This is a genomic window from Pedobacter terrestris (assembly GCF_052343045.1).
Lineage (GTDB): Bacteria > Bacteroidota > Bacteroidia > Sphingobacteriales > Sphingobacteriaceae > Pedobacter.
This window is the reverse complement of record NZ_CP180264.1, coordinates 3,364,946-3,391,433: the sequence shown is the minus strand read 5'-3', so window position 1 is coordinate 3,391,433 and position 26,488 is coordinate 3,364,946. Positions and strand designations below refer to the sequence as shown.

The following is a 26,488-nucleotide window of genomic DNA, read 5'->3' as shown; positions in this document are numbered from 1 at the left end:
TTTTTATCAACCAAACGAATTTGAAAACAGTATTTACGCTCATTTTTCTCCCATTCAGCTTTGCTGTAATGGCGCAGCAGACTCCCGCAGATTCTACAAATCGCCTTCATGAAGTTACCGTAAAAGGATATTACAATAAACAGGCATTGTTAAGATCGGTATCGGCAGTTGATCTAGTTGATAGCAGCGTGGTACGCAACCAGCAGACTTCATCACTCGTCAGTACATTTAACACAGTTGCAGGTGTACGAATGGAAGAACGTTCGCCGGGAAGCTATCGGCTTTCGTTGCGCGGCAGCTTACTCAGATCTCCATTTGGCATCCGTAACATCAAAATCTATATAAACGATTTTCCTTTAACTGATGCAAGCGGAAATACGTATCTAAACGCTTTAGATCCATCCGCATTAACGTCTATGGAAGTTTATAAAGGGCCAGAAGCCAGTATTTACGGCGCAAGCACCGGCGGCACAGTTTTAATCAATACTGAAGAAATGCAAGGCAATGAAACGAAAATATCACTTATGGGCGGTTCTTTTGGCATGTTTCATCAAACTGCAAAATTACAAAGGCAGTTTAAAAATTATAGTTTTTCGGTATCAGAAGGTTATCAGCGCAGTGATGGCTATCGCGAAAACAGCGCTATGCAGCGTAAATTTATCCAAACTATGCACAAGTGGAATTATAACAGTTTTGGCGAATTGAAATTGTACGCATTTTACAGTGATCTGGAATATAAAACTCCCGGAGGTTTAACTCAGCAACAATATGATCAGGATCCGAAATCGGCACGGCCATCAACAGCAGCACTTCCGGGTTCAGTTGCGCAGCAGGCTGCAATTTACAATAAAACCTTTTTTGCAGGTCTTTCCAACAGCTATCAGATTTTACCAAAACTGAAACATGTGTTTGCGCTATTTACCACTTACACCGATTTTAAGAATCCATTCATCACCAATTACGAAAACAGGTATGAGGGTTCTATAGGTTTTCGCACATTTTTAGAGTTTTCTACACGTGGTGACGCTGTTGCATATCATCTGCAAGCGGGTTTTGAAGGCGGAAGTACCGGAACCCAAGTCAAAAATTACGACAACAATTCCGGGGCGATGGGAAATATGCAAGCCGATGATGATCTTAAAGCCTTTCAGAATCTGGCATTTGTTCGGGTAAATATTGATGTAATGGAGAAACTTTTATTGGAAATGGGTTCAAGCATTAATTTTTTCAATTACAACTACCAGCGTTTTTTTCCTGTATTTACCATGCAACAAAACCGACGGTTTGATGCGCAGTTTATGCCAAAAGTTGCAGCGTCGTATTTATTTACCAAGCAATTTGCTATTCGAACCTCCGTAAGTAAAGGATATTCGCCACCAACCATTGCTGAAGTTCGCTCTTCAGATCAGGTGATTAACAATGACCTTCAGGCTGAATATGGATGGAATTATGAATTGGGGTTAAGGTTTAATAGCGCAAATAATAGGTTTTATGCAAATGTCAATGCTTTCGATTATCGGCTCAAAGACGCTATTGTGAGAAGATTAAATGATGGCGGAGCTGAGTATTTTTTAAACGCTGGGGGAACAAAACAAAGAGGCCTCGAGCTGGAAACTTCCGTTTGGATTATCAGGCAGAAAAATCAATTTCTCCACGGGCTTCGCCTGCGCAGCAGTTACAGTTATAGCAATTTTAAGTTTGATGATTTTACATCCGCGAACCTTTCGTATAATGGAAATAAACTTACAGGTGTGCCAAAACATGTGGCTGTAAGCAGCCTCGAATTTATTTTCTCTAAAGAAATTTATTTCTTTGCCCAGCATAATTTTACGTCGTCTATTCCCCTTAACGATGCCGGAACAGTTCTCGCTAAAAGTTATCATTTGATTGAGCTAAAAGCCGGCATCAGAACGCTTGCGCTTGGAAAAACCAAGGTAGATATTTTTGCAGGTGTAAATAATGTATTGGACGCCAAATATAGTTTAGGTAATGATTTGAATGCCGTTGGTGGCAGATATTTTAATGCTGCCGCAGGTATTAATTTCTATAGTGGAATTTCATTCAGGTTAAAATAGAATGATAACGCAAGAGCGATGCTATGCAGCCTTTTTGCACAGCACCATTCTTATTCAAGCATCTTATAAAGAAATTTCTATAGCAGATTTTAACTTGCTTGATTTTCTTTATTAAATATCCTCGGTTGTTTTCTATAATACATCCCACCACAATCGTGTGGCACCATTATCTGGCCCCGATAAGCTGCTAACTGCCTGTGTTACCGCTGCGCGGTTGTTATTGTATTCTATATCCGAAAATGGCAATCTGCGAATGCCAGGCACTGAAGGAATAACTCCGTTGCTGTAATTGACTACAATAGGAAACAATTTTGGGAAACCAGTTCTCCGCTGCTCTGCCCATGCTTCGGCACCATCGGGATACATTGAAATCCATTTTTGCGTAATAATTCGCTCCATCTTATCTGTTGTGGATGCTGCTTCCTCCCAACGGATCGTGATCGTACTTAGATAGGGAGAGCCTTCTAATACGTCATTTGCTCCCGGAGCTGCAACGCCTGTGGTCGTAGCAGATTTCGGATCAATGTAAGGTGCGGGTCTCTTGGTATTATCAACAATATATTCTGCGACTGAGGCCGACAAGTTATATTGTTCAAATGAGCGCCGGATGCCTGTTTCATAGTTCATTTGTACAGAACCTGCGTTTGCCCAATTTTTTAAAGCGGCTTCTGCCTTTAAAAACCAGGCTTCTGGTGCCTTTAATAATTGTGCAGTCATGCCCATAGGAGCCAAGCGGGAATAATTTTCATATCTGGCTTTAGCATCAATATTAATTCCCTGGCGAATTCCCTTAAACTGACCAAGGACTAGAGGATCAGTAGCGGGCTGGAAATAACTTGCTATCCGGGAGTCTTGGTATCCTGTTAAGAAAGATTCCATTACAGCACTCATGCCAATGTCATGCCATGAGTTATTTATGGTATTCAATGGATTGTCGGTTTGAAGATTTATGATAAAACTTTCTGTATTATTTTCTATAACACCGCCATTAGCTGTATTTAGCGCACTTTCTCCTTGTAATCTCGCTAGTGTTGGATTAACGTTTGAAATCCTAAGCGCTAATCTTAGCCTCAATGTATTCGCAAATTTTAACCAATTGTTAATATTTCCGGAATAGACCAAATCGGCCCGACTGAAAATAGTGGATGCAGGTTGATTTAATAATGGGATAAGCAAGTTTCTAGCGGTGTCCAAGTCTGCAAAAAAATTATTATAGGCCTGTTCCTGACTTTCGTATTCTACGCCCCCATCGCTATTTGCAATATTATATTGTGAATATATAATTGGACCATATAGGTCACTGATCCGATGCATAGCTTCCACTTTCAATATTTTTGACATTGCATAAATTGAATTTAATGTTTCATTTCCACGTATTGTTGTTTCAACTCTATATAATGGATTCATAATCTCTCTATATGCTCTTTCCCACGCAGCTCTATTCCAACCTACCTGAAGGGCGTAAGTTAAATTGTTTTGGTTGGCATTAAAATTGGTTGGGCTCGCCATGTATCCGCTAAATACATCGGCATTTAAGTTTTGAGAAACCTGATATACATCGGCACTGTTAATCACATTTACAATGGCCCGTTGTGCTTGTTGTAATTGCAAGATTTGTAAGGTGCCGTCAGCCTGTCCCTGTTGATCAGTAATACCGATTGTATTGGTATTAATTTCCTCAAAATTTTTTGTACAGCTGGAGAACGTAATTAAAACAAGTACAACAGCTACAAGTACATATTGGTTTATATAGTTAATCATTTCGATGAGTTCTAAATGTTTTAAAATGAGCATTTTAAGTTAATTCCGTAACTTCTTGTGGTTGGTAGACCAAAAACATCAACGCCCTGACCCGCACCATTCGTTGCCGTAGACATACTCAATTCGGGATCATAAGGTGCGTCTTTTTGGAAGAAGAATAGGTTTCTGGCCAAAAGGCCGATACTTAAATTGCTAATCTTTTTGGATTGTAGAGGAATTGTATACGATACTGAAAACTCCCGAAGTCGGATATTGGTTGCACTGTAAATCATGCCTTCATTTATTCCCGTTCTATTGCCAATACCGGTATAATACGCTTGTGCCGGTATTGCTCCAGACCATGATGCTCCATTTGCAGTTACAGCTGAGATGTTTATGCCTCCATCTGCTCTTGCATCAGCAGACTCCTGACTTACGCCATAGCTGTTCAGGTATGCCTGTGTTAAGCTCATTACCTGTCCACCAAAGCGACCATCAATTAATAAACCTATGCTGAAATGTTTAATCCTAAAATTATTATTCCATCCAAGCATTGCTTTAGGGTTAGAATTTCCAAGATAACCACTGATTCCTGAAGATTGAGGAGTTCCATTTTCACTTACCACAATGTTTCCGGCAGCATCACGTAAGAATGTTGTTCCCCATAAATCTCCGAAAGAACCACCTTGCCTCAAAACATTGTAACCTCCAATCGTATATGCGACATCTTCTCCAATAATTCCGGGTGCCAATTCCAAAATTTTATTCCTGTTTGCAGTGAAGTTAAATGATGTATTCCAGGAGAGCTGATTGTTTTTAAATACATCGTAGCTAAGCGAAATCTCAACTCCACGGTTCCGAATATTTCCGGCGTTAAAGTAAGCTCTCGAATATAAGAAGCCAACTGGCGCAGTGATTTCGAAATATTGATCGATGGTATTGCCATTATAAAAGGTAAAGTCAAGAGACAAACGATTATTCAGGAAACGAAGTTCCGTTCCAACTTCAAAATTCTGGATTGTTTCTGGTCTCAATGGAATATCCATATATGGACCCGAAATATTTGGTGCAAGATTTCCGCTGTTTAGAGTTGCTAATGGGTATGATGCGTATGGTGAAATATCATTTCCTACCTTCGCATACGAACCGCGGATTTTAGCAAAATCTAGTCCGGGTATTTTAAATAGATCAGTTAATAATACGCTTAACCCAGCAGACCAATAAAAATAACCTTTTTTTGCAGTTGGAGTATAAGCTAAGGTAGAGGACCAATCATTCCGAGCGGTCAGGTCTAAATATATTTTTTCTTTGTATCCGATATTCGTAGACGCAAATATGGACTGTGCCTGCCGCCTGGCTGGTGATACTTCAGTCAATGTAAATCCAGTCGCTGGGTCTGATTGGAGGATATTTGCGACGTTGAAAACATTAGGTACACGTAAGGTTGTTGCATCTATATTAAAACCTTTGGTTTTTTCATCATTTATTGACGCACCTGCAGTAAAGTTTGTTTTGAAATCATCATTTATTCTTTTATTACCAATAAGCAAGAGATCTCCATAATAAACTGTTGTATTGGATTCTTCAAGTTGATATCGCCCGTTGTCGTATAATGCTGGATTTAAACTCAGGTTTTGCCGTCCTGATAGAGTAGATTGCGTTGTTGCATAAATATTCCGAGTGTAGTTGTTCCAAACTTTCTATATATTGCCGCGGGCAGAAACGGTTAACCAATCATTTATGTTATAACTTAATTTTGCAGATCCCACTAGATTTTGTACTTGTTGATCTGTTGCGTTTCGGTTTAAGATCCAATAGGGGTTTTGTTGTGTGTCTGATCCGCTTAGACCTTCATCGGCATTGATGTTCCACCAATTTTGCCGCATCATATTTCTGCTCGGCATAAAAACTTCAAAATTATCTTGGTATTGCTGGAAATCTAAACCTCTTGGGAAAAGATATAAACCACTTAAAGGGTTGAAATAAATACCACTGGATGGTCTGTTGTGAATATTTTGATTATTATACATTAAACTACCCTCAAATGTAAGTGCATCAAAAAATTTCATTGTATTTCTAAAACTTATGGTATTCTGTTTAAAGGTATTAGTGGGCATAATTCCTTTATTATCAGTATTTGCGTAAGAAAAATAGTTTTGAACTTTTTCTGTACCACCACTTAAAGCAATAGAGTTGATCCATGTACTACCGGTTTGGAAAAAATCATTCACTTGATTGGTTGATGTTCCTGCTGCTCCCCAGCTTTGTTCACTTCCTGCACTGGTTTGCAAATATGAAGTTTGAATATCTGGTAAATAGGCAGCCTGATCAATCATAAAGTTGCTGGAAAAATCTATTCTGGTATTTCCTGATTTCCCTTTCTTTGTGACAATTTGAATGGCCCCGTTACTACCCTGGCTACCGTAAAGTGCAGAGGCTCCAGCACCTTTTAATACTGTTATGGATTCAATATCGTCAGGGTTTAAAGTGCTGAGAAAATCACCTCGATCGGTTTGGCCACCAAACGTATCGATTGCTCCACTGCCAGAAGTGTTGGAAATTGGCATGCCATCTAAAACATAGAGGGGTTGGTTGTTTCGAGTTGATTTATCCCCACGTAAAGTCACCCGTACGGAACCACCCATACCAGATGAACTTCTGTTGATTTGTAGCCCTGTAACTTTTCCTGTTAAGTTATTCATAGGGTTTGGATCTTTTGCTTTGGTTAGTTCTTCGCCTTTTACACTCTGAGTACTATAGGTTAAAGTTTTGGTTTGCCGTTCAATCCCCAGCGAGGTGACTGTTACTTCTTCAAGGTTTTGGTTATCACCTTTCAAAATGATTTTTAGGTTTTTGTCTTCTCTCAATGTAATTTCTCGGGTTTGGTAGCCAATAAAAGAAAAAACAAGTACATTTCCTGGTTCGGCATCAATGGTAAATTGACCATTGGCATCTGTCTGTGTTTTTTTTGCAGTATTCTTTAATACAACTGTAACGCCATGAAGGATGAGTCCATCTTCGTCCTGTACCACACCTTTAAATTGAACAAAGGCTTTTAAGATAGAAATTTTTGTAATGGGGTGTTCGTTTTTTTTACTGAAACTTTTCGAAAACAGATTGTGGGTGGTGCATATCAGTAGCCCCAAAAGCAATAATAGTTTTTGCATACGCTTTGAATAAATTGGTTTGGAAAACGTATGGGATTACAACTCTGTTCTATTCTTATAATAGTGTAACACATTTTAGGGCGATGTGCTTAGAAGGAATTGCATGAGTTTAAAGTTAACATTTCTGATGTAAACTATCACGCATATATCATTTTGTTACATAAGGTATTTTTTTAGTTGTACAAATCAGGTATTGGATTAATAGGTTATTATTTTGGAATCAAGAAATTCATATATATACTGTATTTAGAGAAACACAATTTGAACACGCGGCAAGCAGGATGTGCCGATCTGAGTTTTACAGAAGGGCAAATCCGCAGTTTGGATGCCTGGCTGGAATTAGATTTTGTTGATGCATTTAATCTGTCATTTCCAGTGCTTTGTATTGGACATCTTGAACAATAATATCTAAGGTGTACCGCTTACTTCCATCTTTTGCTATGTAGCTTCCAGTCTGTAGCTTGCCTTCAATGGTTAGCTGAGTGCCTTTTTTAATATTTGTTTCGGCAAAATCCGCCTTGGCATTCCAAAATACAAGATTAAACCATTGGGTTTTTTTAACTTCTTCTCCAGACATATTTCTATAATTCTCGTGAACTGCCAGGTTTACCTTTGCAAGTTTTTGATTTTCAGATAAAATTTTTACCTCAGCATCTGTTCCTGCAAATCCGCTCAGAACAACTTTGTTTGTTACAATTTCCATAACTTATTTGATTTTTAATGGTTCTTCATCTGCCACCCTGGCAATTGATGCAACAAAGTTTGGAATCTTAAACGCACTTATCCGTAAGTTAACTACTTATACCTGTTTGTAAGCAATTATAAACGTTTGCAAACGGCTACTTAGCAATAACCTTATTCAATTTTTATATATTTAAACGTCATCCCATAATATTAAAGTCTGATTATTATGGAACGTTTATGTCTGGATTGTTCAAAACCGCTTTATGGCCGTGCCGATAAGAAATATTGTGATGATGCTTGCCGCAATAATTACAATAACCGTCAAAAAATAGAAGATTCCACTGTTTTGAAACAGATCAATGCGTGTTTAAAAAAAAACCGATTGATTTTAAGTCGTTTGGTACCACAAGATAAAAAGAGAGTTTCCAAAGAAAAGCTACAGGCCGCGGGTTTTCGGTTTGATTACCATACACATGTCTACATAGCCCAAAACGGGAATACTTACATTTTTTGCTATGAGTATGGCTATCTGCAATTGGCCAATGGCGAATTTTTACTGGTTAAAAGAGATGATAAAAAAAAGGAGCGAGAGCTGGGGTAGACGATATGTTAAAAGGTTGTAGTGGATTTTTTTAATCCACTACAATCCATTAGCTCTTGCCGTAATTTCGGCAATATCCAGAACTTTTACATCCTGTTCTTTATCTTTTAGTTTAACACCGTCACTCAACATCGTCATACAAAATGGACATCCGGCTGCAATAATCTGTGGATTGGTTTGTAATGCCTCATCTATACGTTCCACATTAATATCTTTATTACCTTTTTCAGGTTCTTTAAACATCTGCGCGCCGCCTGCACCACAACAAAGTCCGTTGCTCTTGCAACGTTTCATTTCTACCAAATCTGCATCTAAAACCTCAAGTGCTTTTCTCGGCGCTTCATAAACGCCATTCCCGCGGCCCAGATAACAGGGATCATGAAAAGTGATTTTTTTCCCTTTAAAGCTTTCACCACCTTCTGCTTTTAATTTGCCTTCATCAATCAAACCCTGAATAAGTTGAGTGTGGTGGATGACTTCATAAGAACCGCCCAAACCAGGGTATTCATTTTTTATTGTATTGAAACAATGCGGGCAGCCTGTAACAATTTTCTTAATGTTATACGCGTTCAGGATCTCAATATTTGTCATAGCCTGCATCTGGAAAAGAAACTCATTTCCAGCTCTTTTTGCCGGGTCGCCCGTACAACTTTCTTCGGTGCCAAGAACAGCATATTTGATGCCTACATGGTGTAATATTTTACAAATATCTCTGGTTATTTTTTGAGCGCGCTCGTCATAACTGCCGGCACAACCCACCCAAAAAAGGATTTCTGGCTCTTCTCCTGCGGCCATCAATTCGGCCATTGTAGGTACTTTAAATTCCATATTGGTATTTAATATCAAGTAATTCAGTATCAGTAATAAGTGTCAATTATCTAGTGTCGCGCAGCAAATTTTGAATAATGCCGATGATCCCAGATTTGTAAAGACCTTTAGTTTAATCAATTTTAGTTTTTAGTTGCCTTCGGCCCAGTTAAAACGATCGGCCGGAGAATATTTCCACGGAGCCTGGTTGTTTTCGATATTCCCCATCATGGCATTTATGCTGGATGGCGCCTGCGATTCCTCCATCACAGCAAAACGGCGCAATTCCATTATGATTTGAAGCGGGTCTATATTCACCGGACAAGCCTGAACACAGGCATTACAACTTGTACAGGCCCAGATTTCTTCTCTGCTGATGTAATCGTCAAGCAAGGATTTACCATCCTGATGCTCTGGTCCATGTTTTTCGATGTTTTTCCCAACTTCGGTAACCCGATCGCGGGTATCCATCATTATTTTTCTTGGCGATAATAACTTGCCTGTTAAGTTTGCCGGACAAACAGAACTACATCTACCGCATTCGGTGCATGTATAGGCATTCATCAGATTTACCCAAGTCAGATCTGTCACATCTTTTGCACCAAATTTTCCCGGTTCGGTCTCTGCCGGAACAAATGATGGATCAAGCATTGCTTTAACCTCATTGGTAACCGATGCCATATTGGTAAATTCTCCTTTTGGTTCCAGATTGGAAAAATATGTGTTTGGAAAAGCGAAAAGAATATGGAAATGTTTGGAGTAAGGCAAATAGTTCAAGAAAGCCAGAATGCCGATGATGTGGAACCACCAGCAGCCACGCTCAATTGCAATCAGTGCATTATCTGATGATGGAAGAAGATCTGTTAGCCATTGACTTACCGGAAAAGCGCCTGCCTGCACATAATGCCCTGCTCCTAAAGCTTGTAATTTGGCATCAGCGGCATTCATTAACAAAAATGCGCTCATTAATAGAATTTCGGTAATCAAAATATAATTGGCGTCAGATTTCGGCCATTTGGTCATTTCAACTCCACTAAAGCGTTTGATTTTTAAAATATTTCTTCTGACAAGGAAAATTGCGCAGGAAAGCCATACCGTAAAAGCCAGAATTTCAAAAGAACCAATTAGAAAATTATATAAACCACCCAATCCATGGAAGACGCGGTGACTTCCAAATATTCCGTCGATCATAATTTCCATTACTTCAATGTTAATAATCACAAAACCAACGTAAACGAAGAAGTGAAGAAAGGCTGGAATAGGACGTACAACCATTTTCGATTGACCAAAAGCTACGCGTAACATGGTCATCAGACGTTTTTTAGGCTGATCGCTTCGGTCAGCGGATTTTCCCAAACGGATGTTGCGGATAACTTTACGCATATTCATCGTAAACAGCCCTACAGCTGCCAGGGTTAAGGCTATGAAAAGGATTTGAGATACCATTTAGTATTCTGATTTAGCGCTAAAATAAAATATTAATTTTAATAAAATACTATGCATGCATAAAAAAAATCATACAAATGTTTGTTTGTAATGATTCTAAGCTAGCTTTTTGAAAATTAATTCGCTGATAATCAATGCGGATATTTCTATTTGAAAAAAAAGTTTTGCTTTTAAAAAAAGAACACTACATTTGCAATCCCAAACGGGAGGTGCCATAGCTCAGTCGGTAGAGCAAAGGACTGAAAATCCTTGTGTCCCTGGTTCGAATCCAGGTGGCACCACTTCAAAAAAGACAGTTCAAGACAATTGAAACTGTCTTTTTTTTGATCAAAATTTCCTCTTTGGCTCCCGCCTTCATTAAAAATGCTTCCGTTTTAACGTTTCTTACAATGTTAAAATTAATGAGATATATGAACCGTTCGGTATTTCTTTTGCCTCGCTTGAATTCTTCTTCAATTTAAAATATTTGTTCTAAAGACTTGTAATTAAGACAGTTAGTCTTGTATGGGTTTTTTTGAATGCTTAAATCGTCTGTATTTATTTGGACTTGTTCTAAATAGATATATCTTTGCACAAAAAAAAGCCACACGGTTTCGGACCCGTGTGGCATAAACCGGAACTCCAGTTCAACCTTTAATCGCTATTAAAAGTCATGCAAATTAAGAAATTTTTGCTCTTGGGCATACTATGTGCCTGTGTAATTTTTGCATCTGCCCAAAACCGCACAGCTACGGTAAGTGGCCAGGTGCGAGATGCTGAAGGGCACCCTCTGCCGGGTGTGTCGATAAAAATTCAGAAAAACAGTCTGGGTACCGTTTCAGATGAGAAAGGCTATTTCAGGATTGCAAATGTGAAAGCAGGCAGCCACACACTTCATATAACAGCCATCGGCTTTAAGACACAAAAGAAAGAAGTTGTTTTAGCAGAAGGACAAGAGATTAAACTTTCCTTCTCGCTTTACGAATCTGAAGAGCAAATGGAGACGGTAAACGTCATCGGGCGTACAACCAGTCAGGAAGTCAATCGGCAAGCCTTTAACGTAACTGCGGTTGATGCTAAAAAACTCTATAATTCTACGCTTGATATTTCTGGTGCACTTGATAGAGTTGCTGGTGTTCGTGTAAGGGAATCAGGTGGGGTTGGATCTAACTTTAATCTTTCGCTCAATGGATTCTCCGGAAACCATATTCGTTACTTTATTGATGGTATTCCGATGGATAATTTCGGAACTTCTTTCCAGATCAATAATATTCCCATCAACATCGCAGATCGTATTGAGGTGTATAAAGGTGTGGTACCAATGTGGCTTGGATCTGATGCTTTGGGCGGCGCAATCAATATCGTTACGGGCGATCGATATAGGAATTATATTGATGCGTCATATTCTTATGGTTCTTTCAATACCCATCGCAGTGTTATTAATGCCGCGGCAACAAGCAAAAGTGGTTTTACTGTTCAGTTAAATGCTTTTCAAAATTATTCTGATAACGATTACAAAGTTACTGTTGAGGCGTCTGATATTTATACCGGCGCGTATTCTCCTGCAGCCAAATTGCGTCGCTTTCATGATAAATACCACAATGAAAGCGTAATTGCAAATGTTGGGGTTGTAGGTAAGCGTTATGCAGATAAATTATTACTGGGCGTAACTGTTGGCCAGAATTATAAAGAAATCCAGACTGGCGCACGGATGGTTTCGGTTTTTGGTGGATGGCACAGACGAGGCAACACCTTGATGCCTTCATTAAAATATAAAAAAGAGAATCTGATTGAAGGCTTGGATGTAACCATCAACGCCAATTACAATCTGGGTACCGAACAGAATATTGATACAATGAATGTGCGATATGATTGGTACGGAAACAGTAAACCCAATGGAAGCAATGGCGAGCGTTCGCGAAGCCTGTATAAATACAAAAACAACAATGGATTGGCAACCGCTATGTTTAACTATAAACTGGGCGAACATCAATCAATTGCGTTAAGCAATGTGTTCAGTACTTTCGATCGTAAAGGTAGTGATGCTTTAAACCCAACAAATGCTGACTACGAACGGCCAAAAAAAACCAATAAAAATGTGCTTGGATTGGGTTACAATTACGATGTAAAGGACAATTGGAGCGCTACCGTATTCGGGAAATTTATCAATCAGGCAACAGTAAACGGAACAGGTAGTGGCGCCAACCGAGATAATATGAATCGCCTGGGTTATGGAACTGCCCTTACCTTTTTTCTAAACCGCAATCTGCAATTAAAAGCTTCCTATGAATTAACCAACCGGATGCCAGAGGCGATGGAGATTTTCGGCGATGTAGAAAATCAGGAAGGAAATGCCAATTTGAAACCAGAAAAGAGCAATAATGCCAATCTCGGATTGAGCTATACTTTTACCTTAAACCAAGACCATAACTTTGCGGTAAATGCCAACGCCATTTATAGGAATGCGAGCAACTTCATTTATAACAGATTGAACCAAAATCAATCAAAACTCGTTGCCGACAACCGGGATGGCGTACGCACAGTTGGTGGTGATGCAGAAATCCGTTACTCGTATAAAAACTGGTTGAGTATGGGAACAACGCTTACCTATCAATATATTCAGAACCAGCAAAAGTATGAGATCAATCCAGCAACCGGACTGAAATTTTCAGAGGTAAGCATTGTGTATAAAGATCAAATGCCAAACATCCCGTATTTGTATGGGAATGCAGATGTTGCAGTTTCGTTACGAGATATAGGCCAGAAAGGCAATCATCTAACTTTAGGGTACAACTTATTGTATGTTCATGCTTTCTGGTTATACTGGCCAAGCCAGGGAGGAAGAGCTTCGAGTGATGGAAAATACATTGTTCCACAACAGCTTAATCACGATGTAAACGTAGTATATAGCATGAAAAACGGTCGGTACAATATCGGTGTAGAAGCCAGAAACCTGACTGACGCCAGGTTGTATGACAACTTTAGTCTCCAAAAACCAGGAAGGGCATTTTACCTGAACCTGAGATATTTTCTGAATTAAACAACATTAATTTTAATAATCATTAATATGAAAACCAATTTTACCCGGGCTTTTTTAGCCTTGGCGCTAGCGGCCGTAATCAGCTCATGCTCTAAAAATGATTCTGAAGAATCTACTTCAAAAAATCCTGGAAATTACATTCTAGCTGTAACGCCTGTTGCATCAACAGGTGTGGCAGATTACTTGCTAACCGCTGGTAATTTAGAGGGTGGATCAATTACCACAGTAGGCAATGGTGTAGAACAAGATGGAACATACCGTTATTATGTCACCTCAAATAACAAATTTTTCAGTTTGCTTTATGGACAGGGAAATCCAGGTGCAGTAACTACCTATAATATTTTGGGGGGAAAATTAAATAAACTTTCAAACTTCCAGACCGAAACGGTTCAGGCTTTTGCGCCGGTAAATGATGATCTTTTATTGGTGAAAATTCCCCGTAGCATCACTACACCACTTGCAAATTGGTACCGCGTTAACACCAATAGTTTACTCATTGCTGCTGAAGGAACAATTGATGTTCAAGCACCATCGAACAACGGAGAATCGGCACATTTTAGCTGGTTAACACAAGTTGGCAGCAAAGTTTATGCGCCATATTTTTCTATTAAAGCATGTTGTGGCGAATCTTTCGGAACAAATTATCCGAATAATGCATGGATTGCCGTTTACTCTTATCCAGATATGAAACTGGAAAAAGTAATTAAAGATGACCGGACGAGTTTTATCGGTCGTTATTTCACGGATGGTTTAGGTCTTGTTGAAAATGGTGACGTATATGCATTTTCTTCATCTGTAGCCGTAACAAATGCTGTTTTAAGTTCTACTAAACCATCTGCAATTACTAAAATTAAAGCCGGAACAACGGAATTTGATTTAACGTATTTCCTTGACTTTGAAACCATATCTGGCGGAAATGTAATCACCAACTGGATGTATTTGGGCAACAATAATTTTGTGGTTAACGCAACGCCAAAAGCAAGTAAAGGAGCTTATGTGGTAGGTAAAACCATCGGAATTTTAAATGTAGTGGATAAAACCTTCAAAAAAGTAAGCGGTTTCCCAATTGATTCGGAAATCAGCAGCGTAACTACAACCAATTATACGCCTAAAGATGGTAATACCGGTTACATCGGCCTTAACCTAACCAATGGTACAAGCTACGTGTACAAAGTTGATGCAGCATCTGCAACAGCAACTAGAGGATTAAAAGTAGAAGGCGGATTAATCACAGCAATCCAACACCTTCAATAAAAATATTTAAACCCTTCATAACATAACGCACAATGTCAGCAGCAATACAATCCAATCCGGTAAAGAAAAAAAATAAAGATTCGATGTTTACGCGGATCAATAAATGGCTCCATCTCTGGCTCGGACTTATATCTGGTGTCATTGTGCTTATTGTTTGCCTAACGGGATGTATTTGGGTTTTTAACGAAGAAATAACTGGCTTTTTGGAACCTGAAACTAAAATTTCCAGACAAGATAAGCCTGTGATTTCACCATCGCAACTATCGGCCATTGCACATAAATTGTATCCTGATAAAGTTGTGTCATATGCACAATATCAGCAGGGGAGAGCAATTACTTTGAACCTACGCGGTGCAAAAGAGCTGGGCAGACGCGGCGGCGGTACATCTCTAAAAATAAATCCTTACAACGGGCAACTCATCAGTAAAACTGAACATAAAAAAGGCGAAGTCGATTTTTTTCGATTTATACTTAACGGTCACCGGTTTTTATGGATGCCTTACGCCATTGGCAGGCCGATTGTAAATTACGGTACAATGGTTTTTGTTGTACTGCTTATTACCGGTTTAATCTGGTGGTACCCGAAAAAGTGGAACAAATCTACCAGAGATAAGAGTTTTAAAATCAAATGGGGCGCATCATTTAAAAGAGTAAACCTCGATTTGCACAATGTCCTGGGTTTTTATTCTTTAATTTTTCTACTATTTATTGCCTTAACCGGAATGGTTTATGGCATCAGTTGGTACAGTCAGGGATTGTATTGGGTAACTACAGGTGGTGAAAAACTTGGCGATTATCCAAGGTTCGAGTCTGATTCGCTCAGTGCCGGAAAGTTTTATACTCCAGAAAAAGCGATGGATCTGGCTTGGCAAAGAGTGGTGGCCAGACATCCAAAAAGTGAAGGCTTCTATTATAATTTTCCGGATACGAGTAAAGCAAAAGCAACCATCAGCATAACTGTCTATCCCAATCGGGGGCAGTTTTATAACAATCAGAGCTACAATTTCGACCAGCACACTTTAAGAGAATTTAAACGTGAAGGTTTATATGGTATGGATTACCAAAAGGCATCTGCCGGCGGCAAATTACGCCGGATGAATTACGATATTCATGTAGGCAGCATTTTGGGTTTCCCAGGAAAAATAATGGCTTTTTTAGCGTCTTTAATTGGTGCAAGTTTACCAATAACGGGTTTTCTAATCTGGTATGGCCGCAAATTCAAAAAGAAAACGGCAAAAAAAGAACCTGTTGTCAGTTCTGGTTCAACAGGGCACGTTAAATTTAAACCTGGATTAAAAACCCTGACAACCAAAGCAGAGGAAGTTGTCGAATAAAAATGACTTATGGAAACGGCGCTAAAAATATTGCTTTCATTTCTTCTCAGTATCGGTGGATTGCTTTTTGTTGGATTAGTGTATGAACAATACAGTCGGTGGCAAATGGAAAAACGATTGAAAGGAAAAGGAACTTTTGCGCAGGTAGGGAAGTATAAATTGCACTATACCAAAATAGGGCAAGGCGATTGTACGGTTGTTTTCCAATCGGGATTAGGTTCTGATGGTTCTATTTGGCGATAAGTGCTGCAAGAAATTGCAAAGAATGCCGTAACGATTTCTTATGACAAAAGCAGACTGTTTTACAGTGAAAACGGAGATACAACCAAATCAAATGCTTCAATTTCCAATGAATTGTACGTGTTGCTGGAACAAACCAATTGCCCGAAACCTTATGTTTTAGTCGGCCACTCAATGGCTGGTATTTATTTGAGAAAATTTGCGGAAGATTATTCCGCAGATCTTGCCGGGATGGTTTCCGCTTGGAAAAATTAAACCAGAAGGTTGGTTAAGCATTTGGTAAGACGCTTCTTGTAAGGTGTTTGCAGTGTTCTGTGCATCTGAAAATGCAGGAATAATTGAAAGCACGCTCAGTAAAAAAAGATAAATTTTTCTCATAAAATGATTTGGATTAGCAACTCTAAACTACGAAAATTAATGTTTTAAATCGATTTAGTTTTTTCGTAAGAGGATATAAAGATATTTACCTTTTTGCTGCTAAAAAAAAATGAATTTTTCTGCTCGCGTATCAACAATGTTCTTTATGAAACTTTAAATAAGGTAAAAAATAATTTACTGATTTATTGAGGCTTACGTTTATTGCTGCCTGTTTATTAATTAAAAATGGTTTTTTGTATTGCAATTGAAGAAAACATTACTACATTTGCAATCCCAAACGGGAGGTGCCATAGCTCAGTCGGTAGAGCAAAGGACTGAAAATCCTTGTGTCCCTGGTTCGAATCCAGGTGGCACCACTTCAAAAAGCTTCAGTTCGCTGAGGCTTTTTTCATTTTAAAAAGTTTTAAGCGACGTTAAATTTTTCGCCAGGACCTTATTAAGCTGATCAATTAAAGTTTGGTCAATTCTGCGAGCAATTTATCCATCTGGTTAGCGCTATTTACAATCTTCCAATCGGTCAGGAAATTCAATTCCATTTCCCGCTTCATCCTTGAATTGAGTAATAACAATGTTGTCTAAATAAAAATGTCAAACATATCTTTATTTAGAATCAATCTTATTAAATTTGCGGAATATTGTCAGATCAATAAGACGGAACTATACACCTATTCTAAACTGCAAATATTAAAATGAAAAAGATATTCATGGCGATTCTTACTATCGCATCGCTCGCCGCACAAGCACAAAAAAACGTATTTCTTGAAGCAGCTTTTTGGAAAGATAAACCAGATGTAACTGCTGTTAAGGACGCAATTGAGCAGGGAAACAACCCTTCTCAGATGAACCCGATGTCTTTTGATCCGGTTGTTATGGCCATTAACAATGATGCGCCAGCGGAATCTATAATTTATTTGCTTAGCCAAAAAGGGAACGATTTAAATAAACTTACGCATGATAGCCGTACGTATGTTTTCTGGGCTGCATCGAGAGGTAATGTAGCTGTTGTGGAATATCTCCTGAAAAACGGTGCAAAACTGGACACGCAAGATAGCCATGGTTATTCGCCATTGACTTTTGCGGCTACAGCTGGCCAGCAAAATACAGCGATCTACGATTTGTTTATTAAAAGTGGCGAGAAGTTGAAAACCGATTTGAACCACGATGGTGCAAATGCACTTCTAATTGCAGTTCCAAATGATCCGGAATTGAAATTGACGGAATATTTTATTTCTAAAGGTCTTGACTTAAATAGCAAAGATGCTGCCGGGAACACTGCAGTAAACTATGCAGCAAAAGGTGGAAATATCGAACTGATGAAAAAACTTATCGCTAAAGGCGTTAAGTACAATGATAATGCAATGATTTTGGCAGCTCAAGGCACCAGAAGAGATGCAAACGGAATGGAAGTTTATAAATTTCTGGAAAGCCTGAATATTAAACCTACTGCAGTTGGTACTAATGGAGAAAATGTTCTCAGTTACATTGTAAAAAGACCAAAACAACAAGAAATTATTTCATACTTTTTGTCAAAAGGAGTAGACGTAAACCAAGCTGACAAAGACGGAAATACGGCTTTTATAGTCGCAGCGGCATCTAACAGAGATTTGCCAACAATAGAATTACTCGCTAAAAGCGTAAAAAATATTAACCAGTTAAATGCACAAGGTGTTTCTGCACTGGCAATGGCTGTACGTGGAAATTCTGCAGAAGTGGTAGCGTTTTTATTAAGTAAAGGTGCAAACTTCAGCGTTGAAGATAAAAATGGCGAAAACCTTGCGGCTTATCTGATTCAGGGATATAACCCACAAAGGGTAGCAGATTTTGAGGCTAAACTTAAAGTATTAACTGACAAAGGATTTGATCTAAAAGCCATTCAAAAAAATGGAAATACGCTGTATCACCTTGCTTTGACCAAAAACGATATTTCACTTCTAAAGCGTATTGAACCTTTAAAAATTGATGTAAATATTCAGAATAAAGAAGGGTATACGGCTTTGCATAAAGCAGCTATGACCGCCAAAAAAACTGATATTTTAGAATATTTGGTTTCTATAGGTGCAAAAAAAGAGCTGAAAACAAACTTTGAAGAAACGCCATACGATTTGGCGAAGGAAAATGAATTTTTAACAAAAAACAACGTATCTGTAGATTTCTTAAAATAATATAATGAAGAATTTTTTAAAATTATCACTATTGCTGTCGATTCTGGCTTTCATAAAACCTTTGAACGTTTCTGCACAAACTACAAAATACAAGTGTATGGTTCAGATGACCAATTATATGGGAGAAGGCGCATATATTGCCCTTTCATTAATTGATCCAAAGGGAGCTTATGAGAAAACACTTTATGTAATGGGATCAGACAAAAAGTGGTATCCGGATTTAAAAGAGTGGAATAAATTCTATAAAGCCAAACCCACAAACATTAGTGCAATTAGCGGTGCATCTGTAACCGGTGGCGATAGAAGTGTAGCCGTTCTTGAAATCGAAACAGCCAAAATTAACAAAGGCTACAAATTGCGTTTTGAAACCGCTGTAGAAGATCAGAAATATAACTTGAAAGATATTGAAGTTCCTTTAACTACCGAAGGATTATCCGCAAAAACCGAAGGAACAGGATACATCAGATACGTTCGTTTCAGCGCCAATTAAAATTTTATCAATGACCATTTCTTTCTGGAGATACAGCCATTTAGCCTTGGCTGTATCTTCTTTTCTTTTTATAGCGCTTGCATCCGTAACTGGTATCATCCTTTCATTTAAACCAATAACTGAGAAAACCCGCCCGTACAAAGCGGAGCATTTCAGTGAAATTCGTCTGGCTCAGGTGTTGCCCGTAATACAGAAGAATTATAGCGACATCAGCGAACTTGCAGTCGATGCCAATCAGTTTGTTAAAGTTAACGGAACCGATTCTACCGATGCCAGCGGTAACTTCTATGTCAACCCAATTACAGGAAAAGGACTGGGAAAGGTTGAAAAAGAGAGCGAATTTTTCCAATGGATGACAACTTTACACCGCTCTTTGTTTTTGCATGAGCTTGGCAGGTTGTTTGTTGGAATAACGGCTTTTTTACTTTTTTTAGTCTCTGTTTCCGGTACCGTACTCATCATCCAGCGACAAAGAAGTTTAAAACGCTTCTTCGCGAAGATTGTACGCGATAATTTCGCACAATATTATCATGTTGTTCTGGGGCGTTTGCTACTCATCCCGATTTTGATCATCACGCTCAGCGGCACATATATGTCTTTGAGTCGGTTTGGTTTGATAAAAGAAGAGAAGATTACGCATAAGATAGATTTCGATGCGCTAAAAACTGCTCCGCAGAAAAAACTTTCAGATTTCGATATTTTTAAAAATACGGCACTTGCCGATGTCCAATCTATAGAATTTCCTTTTTCTGAAGATGTAGAAGATTATTATACACTCAAACTTAAAGATCGGGAACTTACAGTAAACCAAATTACCGGAGATATCCTCACGGAAAAAAAATATGCAATGTCTACCATGTTGTCTAACCTCAGTATGGATCTTCATACGGGCCGTAGCCATATGATTTGGGCAATCGTTCTGGCTTTGGCATCGGTAAATATTTTGTTTTTTATTTATTCGGGTTTTGCTATGACATTAAAACGAAGGGCAAACCGTGTAAAAAACAAATTCAAATCAGACCAGGCGGAATATATTATTTTGGTTGGCTCAGAAAATGGAACCACATTTCGCTTTGCAAAAGCCATACATCAACAGTTGCTTAAAGCGGGTAAAAAAGTTTTTCTGTCAGAATTGAATGCTTATAAAGAATATCCGAAGGCAAAACAAATGCTCGTGTTTACGGCAACTTACGGCATTGGTGATGCACCAACTAACAGCACTAAGTTTTTCGACTTGCTTGAAAAATTTCCGCAGAAAAATAACATTAAGTTTTCGGTTGTGGCATTTGGTTCTCATACTTATCCCGATTTTTGCAAATTCGGTTACGAGATCAATAACCTGCTTTCTAAACAAGTTTGGGCAAAGCCGCTAACAGAAATTCACACGGTGAATGATCGTTCACCAGAAGAATTTACCCACTGGGCAAATGTTTGGTCGCAAGCTGCAGATATTTCAATTTCATTATTGTCTCAACTTCTGGAAACCAAACCCGTAAAAACCCAGAAATTTGTGGTGGCAAGTAAAATCGTTGCCGGCGAAACAGAAAAATCATTTATGATTGCTCTGAAACCTGTACGCAGGCACAAATTTTCTTCAGGGGATTTACTGGGCATTTATCCGGCAAATGATTACCGCGAACGTTTATATTCTATTGGTAAAGTTAATGGCAACGTACACTTGAGCGTAAAACTGCATCAAAATGGTTTGGGATCTGGATTTCTATACAACTTAAATGTTGGCGATAGTATTGCAGCAACTGTAATACAAAATGAACATTTTCATTTTCCCGCTAAAGCCAAAACAGTTATACTTATTTCTAACGGAACCGGAATTGCGCCGTTTTTGGGCATGATAGGTGAAAACGAAAGTATGGCAAAATGCCATTTATATTGCGGATTTAGATCTGAAACATCTGTTTCACTTTATAACGAACAGCTTCAATCGGCATTGCAAAATCAGAAATTAACGAAGCTTAATGTTGCGCTTTCGAGAGAAGGCGGCAAACAATATGTTAAAGATTTATTGGAACGCGACAGTGATTTTGTAATCCGAACGCTAGAAAATGGAGGCACGCTTATGTTGTGCGGCTCACTGAGTATGCAGAATGACGTAATGAAATGGCTCGATGCCAGAACACAATCGCAAAACGGAAAATCGTTAAGTTACTATCAATCACACGGGCAAATCTTAATGGATTGTTATTAAACAAAAACACGATACCGAAAGTATCCTGTTTTTGTTTACAAATTATTTTGCCAGTTTTTTAATGTCTTTTCACTTAGATTTTTTGAGCGGAAAACTTGTCCATCGTCGCTAAACATTAAGCAGCTAAACTCCGGAAAACGGTTAATCAATTCCAATCCTTTTTCTTTACCCAAAATCATAATAGAGGTACTAAATCCGTTGGCCTGTTCTGCACTTGGTCCAAATATCGTAACGCTGCATAAACCGGTAGCGGGATATCCAGTAACCGGATTGATGATATGCGAATAACGTTTGCCATTAAAAATTACAAATTTTTCATAACTGCCAGACGTAGTTACGGCACTTTTTTGTAAAGGTACAACCGCATAAAGACTGTCCTTATGAAAAGGATCGGTAATACCGATCGTCCAGTGGTTTCCTTTCGGGTGTTTTCCCCAGGTGTTCATATCACCAGAACCATTTACAATTCCGGCTTTAATTCCTCTGGCCAACATCATTGCTTTAGATCTGTCTGCAGCATAACCTTCGCCCAAAGCACCAAAACCAATTTTCATTCCTTTTTTTCTCAGAAAAATAGTAGAATTGATGCTATCCAGAATAATATTTTTATAGCCGACTTTTTCTACAGACTTAGCCACAGCTTCAGGAGCAGGCATTTCGACCATAGACCCATCAAATTTCCAGATTCTATCCATCGCAGCAAAGCTAATATCAAATGCTCCGCCAGTAAGTTCAGAAAGTTTTAAGGCGCGTTTGGCCAAATCAAAAACTTCTTTATCTACCTTAACAGGATGTTCTCCGGCTTGGCGGTTTACCTCTGATACCTGAGAATCTGCTTTCCAATCGGATATCAATGCTTCAATCCGGCTAATTTCGTGGATTACGGTATCTATATTTTGTTCGGCTTTAAGCGAATCTTCTGCAACAATAGTAATGTCAAAGCGGCTGCCCATTAACAATGTTGTTCTGTGGCGCAACACTTGTGCAGAGGCAGAAATACTGAACAGCAAGCAGGCGATTATAAGTTTTGTTTTCACGTAATATCAGAATTTAATTGGAAGAATGTTTCTGTTACTGGTAAAAGGATCCAATGCTCTCAATTCTTTGCGCAGCATTTTTCCAGATATAGAACCGATTTCTTTTAGCAGTTTGGCGAAATGAATGGTTTGATGTATTCTGTTTGCCAGGAAGCATAAAATCATCAGTTTCCATTTTCCGCCAAGCACGTTCAAACTATCGTGTATTGCCATCGGTTCTTCACCGCAGGTGGCATTTCTCCTCATCTCACCGTTTTTTATTTTTGCCATACTTACCCCCAGGTTACCGGTTACCAATTGTTAAACCATAGCAAATATAAATTTTACGATGAATAGTTTTGGCGTTGTAGCTTTTGTAAGCGCAATAATCGAGATGTGCGTTTTAATAAATAATATGGAGGAGGTTGAAGGCTTTGCATGATGAGAATAAAATAGAAAAATCAATTAGGAAAGTGGAAAAATAAATACATTTCCCTGAAGAATAGTTACGGGAGTGCAAGATGGCAAATCTGTTATAGAAGAAGATCAATTGGTGAAAAACGTTTCTAAACACTTCCCTGGATTAATTATATCTGATACTTATAATACCAATTCCAGTCCGGTGAGTTTGGACGCAGAAAATCCACTTGAAAATTCTGCTTTCCCCAATACGCCCAAAAACGGAAGTTATTTCCGTTATGCGCAGATTCCGCTTGATGAAGAGTTGGACGTTATAATGGGAGCCAGGCGAACCGCATCCAATGGTGCACCAAACAAATACTCTGGATTATATCATCATTTTAAGCGGCGAACTTTTTTCGATCGTTGATGAAAGTGAAACGCTGCTGAAAGCTGGAGATATTGTGGTACACCGCGGCACCAACCATGCATAGAACAACCGTTTGGTAAGCCTTGTATTCAACTGACCATTTTTTTAGATGCCGCTATAGATTAGTATAAAAAAAAACAATTTTTCTACATCCCTACAAAAAGATTCTACGTAGATAGCTAGGCAAATTATAGAAAAGCAGCAGAAATACAGTTGTTGAGAAATGTAGATTTTTTAGACAGACTTGACGCATTTTTTATTTTAATGCTCCCGATAATAGTGAAAAAATATTCACTAATTTTATCGGGAGATTTAAGCCTTTTGCCGATACCTGTCGTCCCAACACAATATTATGAACTAATTTCAGTTATCTAATGCTGGCTAAACTGCATACGGATTTTTACAGGGCCGTCTTATAAAAATAATCTATCAAAGAAACATGGGAAAAATAAAATTCTACCAAATTATAATGCTGGTTGGTATTGCTTCAGGATTGGTCGCTTCCTGTAAAAAAACCAGCATCACAGAAACGCCTACAACCACACCAACTACAACCACAACAACTACCGCAAGTAGAACAGAGTTGACCAGAGACTCTATGTTTCTGTATGCAAAAGAACTTTATTACTGGAATACATCATTGCCAACTTATGAGGCTTTTAACCCAAGAAGTTACAGTTCAAATGAAACAGAGTTGTATGCATTGAGCCAGATTGCAATTAATGCAAGTACAGGAAGGCCATATGAATATTTAGCTGGGTACACGGAACCAAAATATTCTTACCTTGATTATGTGACCACAACTACAGGAAGCAGAGGCGCATTGAAAGCAGATTTGGATGGCACATCTACCGATTTCGGTTTTTCTGCTGGTTTTAGAAGCCAGACGACATTGTACGTTCGCTATGTATATCCAACTTCTCCTGCAGGTCTTGCAGGCTTAACAAGGGGCTGTTTAATAACAGCTGTAAATGGTAGCACGAATATTAATTCAACTAGTTCGTCCTCTATAGATATGCTCAATGCGGCTATTTTTGGAACAGCAAATAGCTTAACATTAACCTTCACAGATTTGACTGGTACGTCAAAAACTGTAACGCTAACAAAAACCAGTTACACATTTAGTCCAATTTTATACACGAATGTATATACCGTAGGTTCTAAAAAGGTTGGCTACATGGTATTTAATAGTTTCACAAATAATGTAAGCTCAGAGCTCGCATCGGTATTTTCAAGATTTGCTTCTGAAGGGATTACAGAACTAATTGTTGATTTGAGAACAAATGGAGGTGGTTATGTGAGCACTGCTGCTGAACTTACAAATTACATTGCACCTGCTGCGCAAACAGGTAGTACGATGTTTACCTACTTTTACAATAGTTATTTGCAAAACCTCACCACAGCGCAACGACAGACTTCAATTTTAGTACATCAGCCGCTGCTAGGCACCTCTGGAGGCTTACAAACTTTTACTTCGGGTGTTAACGGGAAATATGCAACTTATGCCGATTTGAATTATTCTACAACGAGTGCAGATAATATTGAAAAGTTTGCCAAAGCCGGAACATTAAACATCAGCAGAGTTTATTTTCTGGTTACAAGTGCTACTGCATCCGCAAGCGAGCTGACCATCAATAATTTGAAACCTGTCATGGATGTGAAAGTGATCGGCGGAACGACATACGGTAAGCCGGTAGGATTTTTCCCGATCCGGATTAATGATTTCGATATGTATATTCCTGAATTTGAAACCAAAAATCAGGCAAATAGTGGCGGTTATTATGCCGGAATGACGCCAGACCAACAGGCTAATGAAGATCTGTCCAGAAACTTTGGCGACACGCAGGAAACATTACTGAAATATGCGCTTAATTATGCAGAAAGAGGCACATTTGTTTTGCCAACATCTACAACGTCATCAACTGCTGCACGTTCTACAACAGCAGCAAAAACATTCGCTTCTGTTGCTGAAGATCGGACCGCAAATTTAAAACTCAATGTAGATCGGTTTAATGGAATGGTCGGAACACCAAAAGGATCGTTTTAAACCAACGTATTAAATTTAGACTCTATATGGGTTTTGGCCTGGCGCTGAAACTCTTCGGGCGTTTGCCCGGTTTGCTTTTTAAAAAACCTACTGAAATATGGCCTATCGGTGAAACTCAACTGATAGGCTATTTCTTTTATTGTGTTTTCACTGTGGATAATTTGCCGTTTGGCTTCCAGTATAATCCTATCGTGGATAATTTGCATCCCCGTTTTATCCAATTTTTCTTTCAAGATTTGATTTAGTCTTTTTGCACTAATGCCCAATTCATCAGCATAAAAATCAATTTGGCGCATTTCTTTAAAATTACTTTCCAACAACATCAAAAAAGCATAAACTCTTTTCTGGTTAATGTCGTGCTCGGTAAATTCATGCTCTTTCACCTGAATCAGTTTTAACAGAAATACTTTCAGAAAGGCCTTAACCATGGTTATACTTTGCGCCTGATATTCTTGCGCCATTAAACTGTAAATGCCCTGCAAAGCCGATGAGGAATTTACATCCAGTTTTAAACAAGAAAATTCCCCCTGAACGTTAAACATTTTAAACAGATCCAGAAAAAACTCCTTGTCGCCTTCATCCAGAACATCCCGTTTAAAAGAAATTAATTCGCCGTTTTTGCCCGCTTTATTAAGCTGATGTACGCGATAGGGTGGAATAAGGTAAATCCAATCGCCCTGAATGTTTTGTCCTTCTTCTACCTGATGAAGTGGGTACTCATTTTTCAACCATACAATTTCGAAAAAATCTTTCCTTCCGGGATCGTTTAGATAACTCGGCGGACAATTGGCCAGATTGCGGATGTAAATCAGAGATTTTTCGAGTACGGCTGTTGTTGGGTTATTCATGATAAGCAAAGATACCCAATCGGAAATTGTTGTATTGGATAATCGGATAATTGAGGAGGACTATAAGGAAATGCCCGTTTTTTATGGTTTAAAGATGACTTTTTCGGCTGAAAATTTCCCAATTGTCCAACATAATGTGTGAAAT

21 protein-coding genes and 2 tRNA genes are annotated in these 26,488 nt (G+C 38.6%); 14 read left to right on the top strand and 9 right to left on the bottom strand.

What is annotated here, in order from left to right:
* The first annotated feature begins 20 nt into the window (after positions 1 to 20).
* Positions 21 to 2,075: a TonB-dependent receptor gene (locus ACJVDH_RS14345; RefSeq protein WP_443944088.1), complete on the top strand. Its 2,055-nt coding sequence runs from the start codon at positions 21 to 23 to the stop codon at positions 2,073 to 2,075.
* A gap of 132 nt (positions 2,076 to 2,207) precedes the next feature.
* On the opposite strand, the gene ACJVDH_RS14340 is transcribed toward ACJVDH_RS14345, so the two are convergent.
* From ACJVDH_RS14340 to ACJVDH_RS14325, 4 genes are all read right to left on the bottom strand, one after another.
* A complete protein-coding gene (locus ACJVDH_RS14340) occupies positions 2,208 to 3,869 on the bottom strand; it encodes a SusD/RagB family nutrient-binding outer membrane lipoprotein (protein ID WP_443944087.1) in 1,662 nt (553 codons plus the stop codon).
* Entirely contained in the window at positions 3,857 to 5,365 is a 1,509-nt protein-coding gene (locus tag ACJVDH_RS14335) for a hypothetical protein (RefSeq protein ID WP_443944086.1), read from the bottom strand. The genes ACJVDH_RS14340 and ACJVDH_RS14335 overlap by 13 nt, the downstream gene beginning before the upstream one ends.
* Positions 5,366 to 5,515: 150 nt before the next feature.
* On the bottom strand, positions 5,516 to 6,982 hold the full coding sequence (locus ACJVDH_RS14330) for a TonB-dependent receptor plug domain-containing protein (RefSeq protein WP_443944085.1): 1,467 nt from the start codon (positions 6,980 to 6,982) through the stop codon (positions 5,516 to 5,518).
* A gap of 358 nt (positions 6,983 to 7,340) precedes the next feature.
* On the bottom strand, positions 7,341 to 7,685 hold the full coding sequence (locus ACJVDH_RS14325; protein ID WP_443944084.1) for a single-stranded DNA-binding protein: 345 nt from the start codon (positions 7,683 to 7,685) through the stop codon (positions 7,341 to 7,343).
* 207 nt (positions 7,686 to 7,892) lie between these two features.
* Here ACJVDH_RS14325 and ACJVDH_RS14320 point away from each other — a divergent pair, with 207 nt between their 5' ends.
* Positions 7,893 to 8,267 (top strand): hypothetical protein, encoded by a 375-nt coding sequence (locus ACJVDH_RS14320; RefSeq protein ID WP_443944083.1) that lies wholly within the window; start codon positions 7,893 to 7,895, stop codon positions 8,265 to 8,267.
* 39 nt (positions 8,268 to 8,306) lie between these two features.
* Here ACJVDH_RS14320 and ACJVDH_RS14315 read toward each other — a convergent pair whose 3' ends face one another.
* Together ACJVDH_RS14315 and ACJVDH_RS14310 are read right to left on the bottom strand one after the other, a co-directional pair.
* Positions 8,307 to 9,095 carry a (Fe-S)-binding protein gene (locus ACJVDH_RS14315; RefSeq protein WP_443944082.1) on the bottom strand — a complete coding sequence of 263 codons (789 nt, stop codon included), beginning with the start codon at positions 9,093 to 9,095 and terminating at the stop codon, positions 8,307 to 8,309.
* Between the two features lie 129 nt (positions 9,096 to 9,224).
* Positions 9,225 to 10,520, bottom strand: coding sequence for a 4Fe-4S dicluster domain-containing protein (locus ACJVDH_RS14310; RefSeq protein ID WP_443944081.1), 1,296 nt, complete (start codon positions 10,518 to 10,520; stop codon positions 9,225 to 9,227).
* 208 nt (positions 10,521 to 10,728) lie between these two features.
* Here ACJVDH_RS14310 and ACJVDH_RS14305 point away from each other — a divergent pair.
* From ACJVDH_RS14305 to ACJVDH_RS14260, 10 genes are all read left to right on the top strand, one after another.
* Positions 10,729 to 10,801: transfer RNA gene (locus ACJVDH_RS14305), tRNA-Phe, on the top strand.
* A gap of 371 nt (positions 10,802 to 11,172) precedes the next feature.
* Positions 11,173 to 13,539 carry a TonB-dependent receptor gene (locus ACJVDH_RS14300; protein WP_443944080.1) on the top strand — a complete coding sequence of 789 codons (2,367 nt, stop codon included), beginning with the start codon at positions 11,173 to 11,175 and terminating at the stop codon, positions 13,537 to 13,539.
* Positions 13,540 to 13,566: 27 nt separating this feature from the next.
* Complete coding sequence (locus ACJVDH_RS14295) at positions 13,567 to 14,793, top strand: DUF4374 domain-containing protein (RefSeq protein ID WP_443944079.1); 1,227 nt, start codon at positions 13,567 to 13,569, stop codon at positions 14,791 to 14,793.
* A gap of 32 nt (positions 14,794 to 14,825) precedes the next feature.
* Positions 14,826 to 16,127 (top strand): PepSY-associated TM helix domain-containing protein, encoded by a 1,302-nt coding sequence (locus tag ACJVDH_RS14290; RefSeq protein ID WP_443944078.1) that lies wholly within the window; start codon positions 14,826 to 14,828, stop codon positions 16,125 to 16,127.
* Between the two features lie 9 nt (positions 16,128 to 16,136).
* Positions 16,137 to 16,370, top strand: coding sequence for a hypothetical protein (locus ACJVDH_RS14285; RefSeq protein ID WP_443944077.1), 234 nt, complete (start codon positions 16,137 to 16,139; stop codon positions 16,368 to 16,370).
* Positions 16,371 to 16,622 carry a hypothetical protein gene (locus ACJVDH_RS14280; RefSeq protein ID WP_443944076.1) on the top strand — a complete coding sequence of 84 codons (252 nt, stop codon included), beginning with the start codon at positions 16,371 to 16,373 and terminating at the stop codon, positions 16,620 to 16,622. It begins immediately after the preceding gene.
* Positions 16,623 to 17,028: 406 nt separating this feature from the next.
* Positions 17,029 to 17,101 (top strand) — tRNA-Phe (locus tag ACJVDH_RS14275).
* 333 nt (positions 17,102 to 17,434) lie between these two features.
* Complete coding sequence (locus ACJVDH_RS14270; protein ID WP_443944075.1) at positions 17,435 to 18,907, top strand: ankyrin repeat domain-containing protein; 1,473 nt, start codon at positions 17,435 to 17,437, stop codon at positions 18,905 to 18,907.
* Positions 18,908 to 18,911: 4 nt separating this feature from the next.
* Positions 18,912 to 19,397 (top strand): DUF2271 domain-containing protein, encoded by a 486-nt coding sequence (locus ACJVDH_RS14265; RefSeq protein ID WP_443944074.1) that lies wholly within the window; start codon positions 18,912 to 18,914, stop codon positions 19,395 to 19,397.
* Between the two features lie 10 nt (positions 19,398 to 19,407).
* On the top strand, positions 19,408 to 21,603 hold the full coding sequence (locus ACJVDH_RS14260) for a PepSY domain-containing protein (RefSeq protein WP_443944073.1): 2,196 nt from the start codon (positions 19,408 to 19,410) through the stop codon (positions 21,601 to 21,603).
* A 35-nt stretch (positions 21,604 to 21,638) separates the two neighbouring features.
* Here ACJVDH_RS14260 and ACJVDH_RS14255 read toward each other — a convergent pair whose 3' ends face one another.
* Together ACJVDH_RS14255 and ACJVDH_RS14250 are read right to left on the bottom strand one after the other, a co-directional pair.
* Positions 21,639 to 22,640, bottom strand: coding sequence for an FAD:protein FMN transferase (locus tag ACJVDH_RS14255; RefSeq protein WP_443944072.1), 1,002 nt, complete (start codon positions 22,638 to 22,640; stop codon positions 21,639 to 21,641).
* A 6-nt stretch (positions 22,641 to 22,646) separates the two neighbouring features.
* Positions 22,647 to 22,886 carry a winged helix-turn-helix transcriptional regulator gene (locus ACJVDH_RS14250; RefSeq protein ID WP_443944071.1) on the bottom strand — a complete coding sequence of 80 codons (240 nt, stop codon included), beginning with the start codon at positions 22,884 to 22,886 and terminating at the stop codon, positions 22,647 to 22,649.
* Between the two features lie 247 nt (positions 22,887 to 23,133).
* Here ACJVDH_RS14250 and ACJVDH_RS14245 point away from each other — a divergent pair, with 247 nt between their 5' ends.
* Positions 23,134 to 23,448 (top strand): hypothetical protein, encoded by a 315-nt coding sequence (locus ACJVDH_RS14245; protein ID WP_443944070.1) that lies wholly within the window; start codon positions 23,134 to 23,136, stop codon positions 23,446 to 23,448.
* 439 nt (positions 23,449 to 23,887) lie between these two features.
* Positions 23,888 to 25,495 carry a S41 family peptidase gene (locus ACJVDH_RS14240; protein WP_443944069.1) on the top strand — a complete coding sequence of 536 codons (1,608 nt, stop codon included), beginning with the start codon at positions 23,888 to 23,890 and terminating at the stop codon, positions 25,493 to 25,495.
* Here ACJVDH_RS14240 and ACJVDH_RS14235 read toward each other — a convergent pair.
* Entirely contained in the window at positions 25,492 to 26,343 is an 852-nt protein-coding gene (locus ACJVDH_RS14235; protein ID WP_443944068.1) for a helix-turn-helix domain-containing protein, read from the bottom strand. The genes ACJVDH_RS14240 and ACJVDH_RS14235 overlap by 4 nt on opposite strands.
* Positions 26,344 to 26,488 lie beyond the last annotated feature (145 nt).